This is a genomic window from Allokutzneria sp. NRRL B-24872 (assembly GCF_002155965.1).
Taxonomy (GTDB): domain Bacteria; phylum Actinomycetota; class Actinomycetes; order Mycobacteriales; family Pseudonocardiaceae; genus Allokutzneria.
This window is the reverse complement of the sequence record NZ_MUMH01000184.1, coordinates 1-13,711: the sequence shown is the minus strand read 5'-3', so window position 1 is coordinate 13,711 and position 13,711 is coordinate 1. Positions and strand designations below refer to the sequence as shown.

General features: G+C 71.2%; 14 protein-coding genes. 7 read left to right on the top strand and 7 right to left on the bottom strand.

Going from position 1 to position 13,711, the window contains the following annotated elements:
* Positions 1 to 503 (top strand): FAD-dependent monooxygenase (locus CCN37_RS42210; RefSeq protein ID WP_210408333.1); only part of this gene is annotated, 503 nt, incomplete at its 5' end.
* Between the two features lie 6 nt (positions 504 to 509).
* Here the strand turns inward: CCN37_RS42210 and CCN37_RS34490 are convergent.
* Complete coding sequence (locus tag CCN37_RS34490) at positions 510 to 2,366, bottom strand: translation factor GTPase family protein (protein WP_086829108.1); 1,857 nt, start codon at positions 2,364 to 2,366, stop codon at positions 510 to 512.
* 142 nt (positions 2,367 to 2,508) lie between these two features.
* Between CCN37_RS34490 and CCN37_RS34485 the strand changes: the two genes are divergently transcribed.
* Together CCN37_RS34485 and CCN37_RS34480 are read left to right on the top strand one after the other, a co-directional pair.
* A complete protein-coding gene (locus CCN37_RS34485; protein ID WP_086829106.1) occupies positions 2,509 to 3,192 on the top strand; it encodes a carbon-nitrogen hydrolase family protein in 684 nt (227 codons plus the stop codon).
* A gap of 193 nt (positions 3,193 to 3,385) precedes the next feature.
* A complete protein-coding gene (locus CCN37_RS34480; protein WP_086829104.1) occupies positions 3,386 to 3,634 on the top strand; it encodes a DUF6355 family natural product biosynthesis protein in 249 nt (82 codons plus the stop codon).
* A gap of 74 nt (positions 3,635 to 3,708) precedes the next feature.
* On the opposite strand, the gene CCN37_RS34475 is transcribed toward CCN37_RS34480, so the two are convergent.
* A complete protein-coding gene (locus tag CCN37_RS34475) occupies positions 3,709 to 4,389 on the bottom strand; it encodes a phosphoribosylanthranilate isomerase (protein WP_371505481.1) in 681 nt (226 codons plus the stop codon).
* Positions 4,390 to 4,412: 23 nt separating this feature from the next.
* On the opposite strand from CCN37_RS34475, the gene CCN37_RS34470 reads away from it, so the two are divergent.
* On the top strand, positions 4,413 to 4,877 hold the full coding sequence (locus tag CCN37_RS34470; protein ID WP_086829103.1) for an HNH endonuclease: 465 nt from the start codon (positions 4,413 to 4,415) through the stop codon (positions 4,875 to 4,877).
* Here the strand turns inward: CCN37_RS34470 and CCN37_RS34465 are convergent.
* Positions 4,857 to 5,294 (bottom strand): MarR family winged helix-turn-helix transcriptional regulator, encoded by a 438-nt coding sequence (locus CCN37_RS34465; protein WP_086829102.1) that lies wholly within the window; start codon positions 5,292 to 5,294, stop codon positions 4,857 to 4,859. The two genes, CCN37_RS34470 and CCN37_RS34465, sit on opposite strands and share 21 nt — an antisense overlap.
* A 37-nt stretch (positions 5,295 to 5,331) precedes the next feature.
* Between CCN37_RS34465 and CCN37_RS34460 the strand changes: the two genes are divergently transcribed.
* Together CCN37_RS34460 and CCN37_RS34455 are read left to right on the top strand one after the other, a co-directional pair.
* Entirely contained in the window at positions 5,332 to 6,234 is a 903-nt protein-coding gene (locus CCN37_RS34460; protein ID WP_256388101.1) for a haloalkane dehalogenase, read from the top strand.
* Positions 6,212 to 8,920 (top strand): AAA family ATPase, encoded by a 2,709-nt coding sequence (locus tag CCN37_RS34455; RefSeq protein WP_086829097.1) that lies wholly within the window; start codon positions 6,212 to 6,214, stop codon positions 8,918 to 8,920. Before CCN37_RS34460 ends, CCN37_RS34455 begins: the two co-directional genes overlap by 23 nt.
* On the opposite strand, the gene CCN37_RS34450 is transcribed toward CCN37_RS34455, so the two are convergent.
* A complete protein-coding gene (locus CCN37_RS34450; protein ID WP_086829095.1) occupies positions 8,904 to 9,722 on the bottom strand; it encodes an NAD(P)H-binding protein in 819 nt (272 codons plus the stop codon). The two genes, CCN37_RS34455 and CCN37_RS34450, sit on opposite strands and share 17 nt — an antisense overlap.
* Before the next feature lie 92 nt (positions 9,723 to 9,814).
* On the bottom strand, positions 9,815 to 10,783 hold the full coding sequence (locus CCN37_RS34445; RefSeq protein WP_086829092.1) for an SseB family protein: 969 nt from the start codon (positions 10,781 to 10,783) through the stop codon (positions 9,815 to 9,817).
* An 86-nt stretch (positions 10,784 to 10,869) separates the two neighbouring features.
* Between CCN37_RS34445 and CCN37_RS34440 the strand changes: the two genes are divergently transcribed.
* Positions 10,870 to 12,552, top strand: coding sequence for a right-handed parallel beta-helix repeat-containing protein (locus tag CCN37_RS34440; RefSeq protein WP_086829090.1), 1,683 nt, complete (start codon positions 10,870 to 10,872; stop codon positions 12,550 to 12,552).
* Positions 12,553 to 12,571: 19 nt separating this feature from the next.
* Here CCN37_RS34440 and CCN37_RS34435 read toward each other — a convergent pair whose 3' ends face one another.
* Entirely contained in the window at positions 12,572 to 12,859 is a 288-nt protein-coding gene (locus CCN37_RS34435; protein ID WP_086829088.1) for a hypothetical protein, read from the bottom strand.
* Between the two features lie 37 nt (positions 12,860 to 12,896).
* A partial coding sequence (locus CCN37_RS40310; RefSeq protein WP_168201000.1) for a hypothetical protein occupies positions 12,897 to 13,711 on the bottom strand: 815 nt, incomplete at its 5' end.

Genomic DNA, 13,711 nt, shown 5'->3' with positions numbered 1-13,711 from the left:
TCAACCTCGGCTGGAAGCTCGCCGCGACGGTCGCGGGCTGGGCGCCGGAGGGCCTGCTCGACACCTACCACGACGAGCGGCACCCGAAGGCCGCGCGCGTGCTGCACCACACTTCGGCGCAGCGGGTCCTGGCCGCCCCCAAGCCTTCCGAGGACGTTCAGGCGCTGCGCGAGGTCTTCGCCGACATGATGCGGCTGCCCGACACCAACCGCGTGCTCGCGGGCATGATGTCCGGCCTGGACCACGAGACCCGCGTGCCGGACTTCGACCTCTTGACAGACGACGGCCCGACGCGCCTCGCCGAGCTGCTGCGAGCCGGGCGCGGCGTGCTGGTCGACCTGACCGGCTCGGTCGAGCTGCCCGAGGAGTGGGCCGACCGCGTGGACCTGGTGCGCGGCAAGGCTTCCCAGGACTTCGACGCGATCCTGGTCCGCCCGGACGGCGCGGAGTGCTGGCGGGGCGAGCGCCCGCTCGAAGACGCACTCCGCGCCACCTTCGGGTAGACAGGGCTAGGCGGGGCGTGGCGGCTCACCGGTGACGGGTCGGTGGCCGCCGAAGCGCGAGATCAGCACGCCCGCGCCGCCGGTCAGCCCCGGCAGCAGGCGGTGGAACTCACGCAGCCTCGCCGAGGGGATCACCGCATCGACCGTCGCGGAACCGTTGCGCACCAACGGGGTCTCGGGCAGGCCGTCGTGCCGGATGAGCGTGGTGAGCACCGCGCTCAACAGGTCCTCCGGCACCTCCAGCTCCACCTCGTCCAGTGGCTCGCACACCACGGTTCCGGCTTCCCCCAACGCTTTCGCGAGGATGATCGGCGTGAGGCCGCGGAAGTCCGCCCCCGTGCTGATCGGGCTGGCGTAGCCGGTGTGCGTGAGCGTGACGACGCAGTCCACCACCTGCCAGCCGAAGACGCCTTCGCGCAGCGCCGCGTGCACGGTCTCCTCGATCGCGGTGATGAACGCGGCGGGCAGCGATCCGCGCTCGGCCTCCAACCGGAACACCACGCCGGAATCGCGCGCGCCCGGCTCGACGCGGAGTCCGATCGTGGCCCAGTGCCGCACCGGACTGGTGTCACCCATGCTTTGCAACGCGTGACCGGTGCCCGCCACGCGCTCGACGCAGACCACGCGCGGCGCGGAGAACTCCGCCGCCACGCCGAACTCCTCGGCCAGGCGGGCGGCGATCACCTCGCGCTGCACGTCGCCGTAGAGGGAGACGACGAGGCTGCCGGGGCTTTGCCCGCGCCGCACGTTGATCAGCGGGTCCTGGTCGGCGAGCTGGCTCAGGCCGGTGAACAACGCGGTCGGGTCCTCCGCCGTCACAACCGTTTCCAGTGTCGGCGGCCGAAACCGGGCCGGAGCGGGGGAGAACGTGGTGGAACCGAGTCGGTCACCGACGCGCAGAGCGACGCCGCCGATGCGCGCGATACCTCCGGCGGGCACGGTCGCGCGCTCGCCCGAGGCGTTCAGGACCGCGGTCGTGACGCCGGAGTCGACGATCACCGCGCCGGAGGCGTTGCGGCGCGCGAAGGTCACCTCGTCGCGCGCCGTCAACGAGCCGGAGAACAGGCGCGCAACGGCGAACCGCTGCCGCCCGTGCTCCACCGCGAACACGACGCCGTCGAGCTGTCCGTCCGGAGCCGGATCGCTCGACGGCAGCAGCTCCGCGATTCCCTTGCGCAGAGCCGTGATCCCTACACCGGTGATGGCCGAGCCGAAGAACACCGGGTGCACGAGCCCGGCCCGCGACCGCGCCCGCAGCTCCTCCGCGAGAAGCGTGGTGTCGATCTCATCATCCACATAGGACTGAAGTACGGCGTCGCTGTGCTCGGCGAGCACTTCCGCGTCCGGCGCGACCTCGACCACGTCCGCGTTGCGGGTGCCGAGGTCCGTGGGGCGGTTGAGCGGCACGACCGCGTCGCTGAGCAGGCGGCGGATGTCCGCCAGCAGCTCGGTGTGCCGCGCGCCGACGCGGTCGATCTTGTTCACGAACAGGATCGTCGGCACGCCCATCGCGCGCAGCGTGCGCATGAGCACGCGCGTGTGCGCCTGCACGCCCTCCACCGCCGAGAGCACCAGGATCGCGCCGTCCAGCACGCCCAGCGCGCGCTCGACCTCCGCGACGAAGTCGGTGTGCCCGGGGGTGTCGATGAGGTGCACGCGGCAGTCGTTCGCGGTGAACGCGGCGACGGCCGAGCGGATCGTGATGCCCCTGCGCCGCTCCAGCTCCATGCCGTCCGTCGTGGTGCTGCCGTCGTCGACGGAGCCCAGGCGGCGGATGCTGCCGGATTCGAAGAGGAGTCGTTCGGTGAGGCTGGTCTTACCTGCGTCGACGTGGGCGACGATGCCGAGGTTGAGCATCCGCATGCGGGATGAGGTCCTTACGTGCGAGCGATCGACAGAAGAAGGGGCCTGTCGAAACTCGGCGCACGGGACCTCCCAGGTAGGCGGATTCGCGCCGGAACGTAACAGTGCGGCATCGCGCCCGCAGCTGAATTACGCTGGCGCCATGCGTGAACCCCTTGTCATCGCGGTGACCCAACCCCTGTGCGTGTCCCACGAAGTGGCGGCGAACGCCAAGATCCACGCCGAGACCGTGCGCGCCTCCGACGCGCGCGTCGTCGTGTTCCCCGAGCTGTCGCTGACCGGCTACGAACTCGACGCCGAGCTGGTCGCCGCCGACGACCCGCGCCTGGAGCCGATCGTCGAGGCGTGCTCGGAGACCGGCTCCGTCGCGCTCGTCGGGGCGCCCGTGCCGGGCAAGCACATCGCGATGCTCGCGGTCGACGCGTCCGGCGCGAGCGTGGTCTACAAGAAGAACCACCTGCACGGCAAGGAGAACGACCTCTTCGAGCCCGGCTCGCCGACGGTGTTCACCGTGGACGGCTGGCGGCTCGGCCTGGCGATCTGCCGTGACACCGGGATCGCCGAGCACGCCGCGGCCACCGCCGCGCTCGGCATCGACGTCTACGTGGCGGGCGTCGTCGAGGACCGGCCCGACGTCGTGGCCGAGCGCGCCCACCGCATCGCGACCACGCACTCCGTCTACGCCGCCGTGTCCAGCTTCGCCGGGCCGACCGGAGGCGGCTTCGCCGAGACCGCCGCCGGCTCCGGCATCTGGGCCCCCGACGGCACCCTCATCGCCTTCGCCGGAACCGACGTCGGCGCCGTGGCCCGAGCCGAACTCACCTGACCGCAACGGTTTGCATCTCCACCCGGCTGGCCTGCGGTTTTGCTCCTGCGTGAATGCGGCCCTCGCCGGGTTGATTCACATTGTCTGAACCCAGATCCAGGTCTAGCTTCCTCCCGGATTCCGGGCATCAGGAGGAAACGTGAGATCGAAGCTGCGTAGATCATCAGCGGTCATCTGCGCCGCGGTCGTCGGCATGGCCGTCGCGACCCCGGCCGCTCAGGCACAGGCGCCGATCGGCGAGCGGTGCGGCGCCTACGTCGTGCTGTGGACCAGCGGAGGTCACCTGCTCAACTACAAGAACTGCAACGACCGCGCAGTCATGATCGAGATCGACATGCGCTACGAGAACAACAGGTTCAGGTGCATGCGGCCGTGGGAGAACTCGCTCGTCGAGTGGTTCCAGATCGCCGACAACGCCTGGTGGACGCGCCAGTACTGCTGACCGTCGGGTCGTGAAGGCGCTCCAACCCCCTGGCGGCACCGGCAGCCGCGTTTCGGCAGCTCGCGGGTCAGGGGTTAGGCGGCGCGGACGGCCTGCATGAAGTCGCGGATCAGGCCGTGGTCCTTGGTGCCACGGGTGACCTCGACCCCGCTGGAGACGTCGACGCCCCACGGTCGCACGGCCGCGACGGCCGGAGCGACGTTGTGCGGGGCGAGGCCGCCCGCGAGCATCCAGCGGCCGGTCTGCCCGCGCAGCGCGGAGAAGTCCCACTGCTCCCCGGACCCGGCGCGCGGGGAGTCCAGGATCAGCGTGTCCTCGCCGAAGGAGCCCACGGTGACGGCGGACGACGAGGAAACGGCGCGGATCAGCGGAACACCTAGATCGGACAGCTCCGCGAAATCGCTCGCGGTGTAACCAGATCCGTGCAGCTGCACGGCGCCGAGCCCGGTGTCGGCGACCACGGAGCGGATCTCGGCGGTGCTCTGCCCGAGGAACACGCCCACGGTCAGCACGGGCGAGGCCGGGACGAGCCGGGCCACCTCGGGCACGCTGACCTGCCGGGGGCTCGCGGCCAGCACGAACCCCACGGCGTCGGCGCCGGAGGAGACCGCGCACTCGACGTCGGCGACGGTCTTCAGGCCGCAGATCTTCACGAACATGCCACCAGTGTGCCCGGTGCCCGGCCCGCGCGAAATGCGGTTGCCGCCGACGTCACGCCTGCCGAAGATGAACGCGTTGTCCAGCAACGCAATCACCCTCGGAAGGAGTGTGTCCCGCCATGCGTGTCCTCGTTCTCAACGCCAGTTACGAGCCCCTGCACACGGTCTCGGTCCCGCATGCGATCCGCATGCTCCTGCGCCGGGTCGCCGAGATCCACGAGACGGACACCGGAGCGGGCTACGGCCTGTTCCCGCGCCCGCGCTCGGTGCGGCTGCTGCGCTACGTCGTGATGAAGTGGCGCTACACGCAACCGCCGAAGTGGACCCGTCGCGGAGTTCTCAAGCGCGACAACCACATCTGCGCCTACTGCGGTCGCACGGCCACGACCGTCGACCACGTGACGCCGATCAGCCGGGGCGGTGCCCGCACCTCGTGGCTGAACACCGTGGCGGCCTGCGGCGGGACCTCGCGGAGCTGCAACGCCCGCAAGGCAGATCGGTTGCCGGAAGAGGCCGGGATGCGCCTGCGCTACGCCCCGCGCGTGCCGTCGTGGGACGACCTGTCACCGCTCGTGGTGGCTTAGCAACCTCGCCAGCACCTGGGTGAACTGCTCGCGCTCCTCGGGGGAGAGCGGCGCGAGCAGTTCCTCCTGCGCCTCGGCGAGCCGCTTGTCGAGCTTCTTCAGCTGTCGCCTGCCCGCCGGAGTGATGGTGATGACGTTGCGCCGCCGGTCCTGGGGGTCCGGCGCGCGCTCCACCAGGTCCAGCTCCGCCAGCTCGTTGAGCGCGGCCACCACGTCGCTGAGGTGGACGCCCGCGTGCCTGCCCACCGTGGCCTGGCTGGCGGGCCCGAACTCCTCCAGCGTCGCCAGCACCCGGTAGTGGTGCCCACGCGCCCCGGACCGCGCCAGCTCCTCCTGCACGAGGCGGTGCGTGTGCGTGGCGGTCTGCGTCAGCAACCAGCTCGGCAGCGCCATGAGCCGGGCGGGGGTCTGCTCCATGGCCGGAGATCCTAGCCGTTGACCCCAGATCGTTGGTGTGACTAACGTTAGTCTGGCCAACGATCTGGAGGTTCGCATGCCCACCGTCGACGTTCTCGGCTCGACCATGCACTTCGAGGACCAGGGCGGGGGTGCGCCGCACGTGTTCCTCCACGGCAATCCCGCGTCCTCGCACCTGTGGCGGAAGGTGTTACCGCTGGTCGGCGGCAGGCGCCTGGCCCCCGACCTGATCGGCATGGGGCGTTCGGGCAAGCCGGACATCGCCTACGGCTACGACGATCACGCGCGCTACCTGGACGCCTGGTTCGACGCCGTGGGCCTGGACGAGGTGGTGCTCGTCGGCATCGACTGGGGCGGCTCGCTCGCCTTCGACTGGGCCGCGCGCAACCCCGGCCGCGTGCGCGGTGTCGCCTTCATGGAGACGATCCTCAAGCCGATGAGCCGCGCGGAGTTCCCCGAGGCCGCCTGGGACCGCTTCCAGGCGCTCAAGGACGCCGCGTTCGACGCGGACCTCGCCCTCGGCTTCCTTGAGCAGGCGCTGGCGCACACCGTGCTCACCGGCCTCTCGGCAGCGGACGCCGACGTCTACCGCGAGCCGTTCCTCGCTCCGGAGAGCCGTCGCCCGCTGCTGGAGTGGCCGCGCGCCATGCCGCTGGACGGCCGCCCCGCTGAGGTGGTCGCCCGCGTCGAGGAGTACGACGAGTGGCTCATGAAGAGCACGGACGTGCCGAAGCTGCTGTTGACCTTCGACACCTCGCCGACGCTGATGGTGCGCGAGGTGCTGACGAAGTGGTGCGTGGACACCGTCGCCTCGCTGGAGCACGTGCACTGCGGTCCGGCCGGCCACCTCGCCCCCGAGGACCAGCCCGAGGCGATCGCGGCCGCGATCAACGACTGGTCGGGGCGATACTGGGGGAATGGGGGACCTGATCGGGCGTGACCGGCCGCTGGCCGTGCTACTGGCCGAGTCGCGCAAGGCGTTGTCCGGGCGCGGCGGCGCGTGCTTCGTGACCGGTGAGGCCGGGATCGGCAAGACCGCGCTGGTGTCCGCCGTGGTCGCTTCGGCGCGCGCCGCCGGGGCCGTGGTGGTCGTCGGCGCGTGCTGGGAGGGCGAGGAAGCGCCGGGCTGCTGGCCGTGGCTCCAGGTAGTTCGGGAGCTGCGGCCACAGCACCGCTTCGCCCAGCCCGGCTTCGAGTTCTACGACGAGGTGACCCGCCTGCTGGTCGCCGCCGCACGCGAACGCCCGCTCGTCGTGCTGCTCGAAGACCTGCACTGGGCGGACCCGGCTTCGTTGCGGTTGCTGGACTTCGTCGTGCAGCACGCGCGGCACGAGCGCCTGCTGCTCCTCGGCACGAGCCGCTCCGACCTCGCGCGCCAAGCCACGACGGTCGAGCTGACCGGCCTCGACCAGCGCGGAGTCGGCGCGGTGGTCGAGCGGATCATCGGCGCGGAGCCGGACGCGGAGCTGGTCGAGCGCATTCACGGCTGCACGGGCGGAAACCCGTTCTTCGTCGAGCAGGCGGTGCACCTGTGGCAGGGCGGGAGCCCGCTCGCGCCGAGCGTGCGCGCCAGGCTTTCCCGGCACTCGCCGGACGTCGTGGAAGTGCTGGAGATCGCCGCCGGACTGGGGCCGCGATTCCACCGGGACCTCCTCGCGGCGTTGACCGAACAGCCCGTCGAACAGCTGCTCGGGCAAGCCGGGAACCTCGTGGAAGCGTTGGGGGACGGGTGGTTCTCCTTCGCGCACGAGCTGATCCGCGAAGAGCTGCGCGCCGATCTCAAGGCGACGAGCACGGCCGTCATGCGCGCGCTCGACGAGAACCCTTCCCTGGCCGAGCACCTGCTGCCCGCCGAGCGCGCCCACCACGCGCACATCGCTGGGGAGCAGGGGATCGACCACTTCGTCGCGGCGGCGGAGGACGCGGTCAGCAGGCTCGCCAGCGAGGAGGCGGTCCGGCACTACCAACGCGCGCTCGACCGAATTCCCCTGGCACGCAAAGAACCGCTGTCACGCGTCGCGCTGGCGCTCGGGCTCGCGCAGCAGTGGGCTGGCGATGAGGGCGGTGCCGCGCGGAGCTTCGACATCGCCAGCTCGACCGCGCGCGAGCTGGACGAGCCCGGGCTGCTCGCACGCATCGCGTTGGAGCTGTACCTCAACCACAGTCCTGTCGAGCTCCGCCACGCGCACACCAGACTCGGCCTCGGCGAACCCAGCGGCACGGACGACGAGATCGCCAGGGCGGTCAGCCGCCGCGCATCGGAGCTGGCTCGGGAGCGCGGCGACGACGAAGCGCTGCGCTTCAGCCTCAACGCGCGCATCGCCACGACGTGGGGGATCGGCACCGCGGGCGAGCGGGTCGCGATCACCGAGGAGCTGATCTCGCTGGCCCGGCGCGCGGGCGACCGCGAGCTGGAGTTGCAGGCGCTGTCCTGGCGCATCGGCGCGCTGCTGGAGAACGGTGATCCTCGCTACCGGGCCGAACACCACCGCTACGTGGCCGAGGCGGAGCGCACCGGGCTGCCGTTCTTCCGCAACGACGCGCAGCTGAACCGGACCATGCTCGCGACGCTGAGCGGTGACTTCGCCGAAGCCCGCGATTGTGCTGACCGCGCAAGGGAGATCGGCGGTCAACCGCATCTCGACCGGGACGACGTGCGGCTGCTGCAACGCTGGGCGATCGAGCTGCGCGCCGGTCGGGAGGAGCCTGCCGATGCCCTCGCGGAGCAGCTGCGCGATCGCGGCGCGAGCTATTCCGTGTTGCTCAAGGGAATCACGGCCGCGCGTCGCGGAGAACCGGTCGCGCTGCCCGAGGCGGAGTTCCCGAGGTGGATCTCCGCGCTGTGGTTGTGGCTCCGCGTGGAGGCCGCCGTCGCCTCCGGCGATGCCGAGCTGTGCGCGCGCGTTCGCGCCGACCTGCTGCCGTACTCCGGCCAGTGGGCCGTGGCCGCGACCGTGGTCGTCGCCGGGCCGGTCGACCTGTGGCTGGGCATGCTCGAAGGCGACGAATCCCGTTTCGCCGCCGTGATCGCCCAAGCCGAGGCGTTGGGCGCGCGGCCGTGGGTGGAGGAGGCGCGAACTCGCCTCCGTCGCGACAAGGCTTTGAAGGACAACGCGTTCCGGCTCGTCGACGAGGTGTGGACGCTGACCTTCGCCGGGCGCAGCGTCCAAGTGCCTGACAGCAAAGGACTTCGCGACCTGCACGCGCTGCTGTCCAACCCCGGCGCGGACATCTCCGCCTCGTGGCTGCTGAACCCCGACGCCCCCAGGGCCCTCGGCGCCGACGACGTGCTCGACGCCGAGGCCAAGGCGCGTTACCGTCGAAGACTTGACGAACTGGAAAGTCGGATCGACGAGGAGCCGGACGCGCGGAAGGCCGCCCGGCTCGACGCCGAAAGGCAGGCGCTGATCGACGAACTCCGCGCGGCGGCGGGGCTCGGCGGACGGACGCGCAGGCTCGGGGACACCGCTGAGCGCGCCAGGAAGGCGGTCGGCAACCGCGTTCGCGACGCGCTGCGGCGGCTCGACGACCGGCACCCCGCGCTCGCCGCCCACCTGCGCGAGGCCGTGGCGACCGGCAGCACCTGCCGCTACGACCCCGCGCCCGGCGTCACGTGGAAGCTGTGAACTTCCCGGCGTGCTCGGCCGCCCACTGCGCGAACGTGCGCCCCGGCCTGCCGGTGACCTGGTGCACCGTCGGCTGCGGGACCATGCCCACCTCCGGCGGGTTCTTGCCGAGCTCGATGCCGAACTCCACGTCCTCCTCGGCGTAGCCGTAGGAGCGCAGCTTGGCCCGCTCCTCCTCTTCGCTCAGCCGCCGCACCGTGAGCTGCTTCCCGATCGCCTCGCCCAGAACGCGCGCGCGGTCCTCGGCCGTCAGCGACTCCGGCCCGGTGATCAGGTAGTTCTGCCCCGCGTGCCCGTCCTCGGTCAGCGCCGCGACCGCGACCGCCGCGATGTCCGCCTCGTGCACCGCCGCGCTCGGCGAGTCGCCGAACACCTCGATGCGGCCCGAGGAGAGGATGGTGTCCTTCCACCACAACGAGTTCGCCATGAACTCCACCGGCCGCAACCACGTCCAGCCGAGATCGCTCGCCCGCAGCGCGCGCTCCACCGAGCTCTCCTCCCAGCCGCTGAGCACGCTGACCCGCCGCACCCCGGCCCGCCGCGCCAGCTCCACCAGCTCCGGCCCGGTCGTCAGCGGCTCGTCCCCGCCGAAGGTGATCAGGTGCAGCGCGCTCACCCCCTCCAGCGCGGGCACCAGCGACTCCGGCACGGCCAGGTCCCCGCGCGCCAGCTCCACCCCGGCGGGCGCCGTGTGCCGCTCCGGGGACCTCGACAGCGCGCGCACCGGGTGCCCCGCCTCAGCGAGCTGGCGCACCACCTCGCTGCCCACCGTTCCCGTGGCTCCGGCAACCAGGATCGTCATTGCGGCCTCCTTCTCGGGTTCTCACCCAGGAGGCGCCAGATCCGATCTAGCGACCGCTAGGACGCTGTCACCGCTATACGGGACGACCGCGCTCAGAGCAGGTCGTGCGGCGGCGTGATGTGGTCGTCGACATCGGGGCGGTCGTGGCTCAGCGGCGGTATCGGCGCGTCGGGCTGATCGGGCTCGGGCGGCAGCTGGTCCATCTCGATCAGGATGGACAGCAGCGTCTCCCCGGACAGGATCAACTCCGTCGGCGCGCCGGGGTTCAGGCACAGCGTGTGGTGGGCGTCCGGCCACAGCGCCAGCAGTGCCAGGAACGGAACGACCGCCGAGAACTCCACGGAGTTCGACGTGCGCTCCAGCTGCTCCTGCGAGGTGAACACCGGGACGGCGTCCTCGAAGTCCAGCCAGGGGAAGCCCACCTCCGGGTCGAGCACGATCTCCTCGACCTCCTCGGAGGTCGGCACGACGACGTCGGACTCCCACAGCGCGGCGAGGAACGCCTCACCGTCGGCTTCGGCGGAGGCCTTGTCCAGCGCCTCCTCCAGCTCGTTGGCGGGCGGGGCGGCGGCGGGCAGCACTCCCACGCCGAGACCCAGCCCGGCCAGGCACAGCTCGCGCATCCGCTTGGTGACCCGCTCCTCCACCAGGCTGCTCAGGGCCTCGGCGGGGATCAGCTCCTCCTTGCCGGTGCGCAGCTGCTCCAGCGCCTCCACCGGCATCACCGAGCCGATCGGCAGGCCGGGGTTGATCGCGAGCTGGAACTGCGGGCCCGGCCAGCTCCGCACCAGCGAGGTGTAGTCGGTCTCGATGTGCCCCCTGGTGTAGCTGCCGAGCAGCAGCGACATCGCGTCGGTTGAGGTGAAGACCAGCACGTGCGGCTGGTCCAGCGGCAGCTGCGCGCTCAGCTCGCGCCAGCGCTCGCTGCCCTGCTCGGGCAGCACCGGCAGGTACAGCGGAGAGGTGATCACCGCGTTGGCGAAGCGCTTGCCGTCACCTGTCGTCAAGGCCTCGGCGATCTCCCGCTCGACCTCGTTGGCCGGGCCCCATCCGGTTTCCACGCGTGACCACCCTTCTGCGGTAATTTGTCCGGAAGGCTAGTGCCCTTCCCCCAGCAGCCCTCACCCACCAGCACCGCCAAGGACCCATGACTCGCACACTTCTCGTCGCACCCGGGCAGCGGGGCGCGCTGCCGACCATCCGCGACGCCATCGACACCTCCGATGGTGACGCCGTGATCTCCATCGCGCCCGGCGAGTACGCCGAGGAACTGGTGCTGGAGCGCAGGAACATCGTGCTCAAGGCGCGCGACCCCGGCACCGTCACGCTGCTGCCGCCCTCCGGCGACCAGCCGACCCTGTCGCTGACCGGCGGCTCGCTGGAGCTGCACGGCCTCGCGGTCAAGTGCGTCGACCACCCCGCGATCCGGGTCAGCGGCGGCAAGCTGAAGCTGACCGACGTCGAGGCGTCCTCCGGCTTCGCCGCGGTGATCATGGTCGGTGACGGCGGCTCGCTCGACCTGCGCACGTCCAAGATCATCGGTGGCCAGTACGGCATCATCGTCGAGGACGCCGACGGCGTGGTGGACACCTGCGAGATCCGCGACATCGCCGACGACGCGGTGATCCTGCGGCTGGGCGCCCAGGTGGCGCTGCGCAACCTGACCATCGCCGGCTGCGGCTTCCGCGGCGTGTACATGTACCAGGCGGGCTCCTCCAGCGTGGAGCGCTGCGACATCTCGCAGACCGGCGACGCCGGGATCGCCGTCGCCGACCAGACCTCACCGCAGATCACCGAGTGCTGGGTGCACGACACCCAGGGCGTCGGCATCACCGTCGGCCGCGGCTGCGGTGGCGTGATCGAGGACTGCAAGGTGGAGAACACCGCCGCGCCCGGCATCCAGCTCGCCGAGGGCGCGCGCACCGAGATCCGCGAGGGGGCCTCCCGCCCGGGCAAGGCCACCGTCGGGGCCACCGTCGCCCGCAGCAACCAGCAGGACCTGGCGCAGGTCGACAAGCTGCTCGCCGACCTGGACAACATGGTCGGCCTGGAGAGCGTCAAGGACGAGGTCCGCGCGCTGATCGACGAGATCCAGGTCAACGAGTGGCGGCGCAGCGAGGGCCTGTCGGTCGACGCGGTCAGCAACCACCTCGTCTTCGCGGGCGCCCCCGGTACCGGTAAGACCACCGTCGCGCGCATCTACGGCGGCCTGCTGAAGGCGCTGGGCATCCTGCCCAACGGCAACTTCAAGGAGGTCTCGCGCAGGGACCTGGTCGGCCAGTACATCGGTCACACGGCGGAGAAGGCGGCCTCTGCCTTCGACGAGGCCCGTGGCGGCGTGATGTTCATCGACGAGGCCTACACCCTGGCGCGCTCCAGCGGCAGCGGCGCCGACTTCGGCCAAGAGGCCATCGACACCCTGGTGAAGCTGATGGAGGACCACCGCGATGAGGTCGCGGTGATCGTCGCCGGCTACACCAAGGAGATGGTGGACTTCCTCGACACCAACCCCGGTCTGGCCTCGCGCTTCGCCAAGACGCTGACCTTCGAGAACTACAGCCCGGAGCAGCTGGTCAAGATCAGCCAGTTCGTCGCCAAGAGCGCCGACTACGTGCTCGGCGCCGACGTGGAGATCGCGCTGCTGGAGTGGTTCGGCCAGATCGACCGCGACGCCAACTTCGGCAACGCCCGCGAGGCGCGCAAGCTGCTGGAGCGGATGCGCAAGTCCCAGTCGACCCGCCTGCGCGGGCTCGGCAGCCGCCCGACCCGCGACGACCTGCGCACCCTGACGCTGGAGGACCTGCTGCACGCCATCAGCGGCGCGAGCTGAGGCCCTCCAGGGGCACCCGCTACACGGCAGGCCCGTCGCTCTCGTCGACCATGCCGAAGTAGCTCATGCTGGTCCGGCTGAGCAGCGCGTGCATGAAGTCCGGCCCCTCACTGGGCCGGACCCTGCGCGCCTGCTCCCGCCAGAGCACGCCCTCGTCGTAGAACTGCTTGCCGACCACGCCCCACTCGGGGTCGACCACGGTCACGGTGACGCCGTCGGTCTCGCTCCAGCGGAACTCCGCGGCGCGCTTGGGCTCGCCCGAGGCGTAGGCGTACAGCGTGACCAGGGTCGGGGTCTTGTCGGTCATCGTGTGTTCTCCTCGTGCTGGTGGTGGGTCACGGTGGTCAGCCGATCGGCCGGCCCCACGCCTGGCCGGTGATCCTTCCGTGCCGCTGGATCTCCTGCAGTCGAGCGATCGCCCCCGCAACGACCTGGGGATCGGTGATGCCCGCCGCGTGCAGTCGTGCGGCGAGCCTGGCCGGGTCCACCCCGCGCACGGCGTTGAGCACGCCCTCCGCGAACGGCACCTGGCTGTGCAGCGCGTCCACGACGAACTGCGAACTGATGATCGCGGCACCACTGGCGAGCTCGCTGGCGGTGGGCAGGGATTCGCCGTTGCTGACGAGGACGAGTCGGTTCTGCGCGTCATCCACGTAGGTGCCCGGACCGCGGTTGAGCGCGCCGATGACGTAGTCGAACACCGCGACCCGCTGCCGGTCGTACATCTGGTAGGCGGCGAGGTCGGGCGAACCAAGGCTCGCACCCGGCAGCATCGGCTGCGCCGAACCCCTGCCGAAGAAGCCGTCCGCCCACTCCGTGGCGACCACGACGAGATCGGACCAGCCCAACTCCTCGGCGACCCGGTAGGCGGCGATGTCGCGCACCGCCAGGCTGTCACCCCACTCGACGCCCGGCTGCGACTCCAGCGTCCGGTAGACCACGTGCCGGTCCTTGCCGAGCGGCGCGACGTAGGTGCCACTCGGACCGTTCTGCAGCTTCTCGGGCTTGAAGGTCGACAGCGGACCGATCTTCTCCCGCAGTTGGCGTTCCGCCGGGCTCGCGCCGTCACCGACGTTCGGCAGCGGACGCGCGGCGGGAGGCGCCACCGGAGCCCGCCCGACGACCGGCCCGGGCTGCTGGGCCGGTCGTCGGGCGGGCT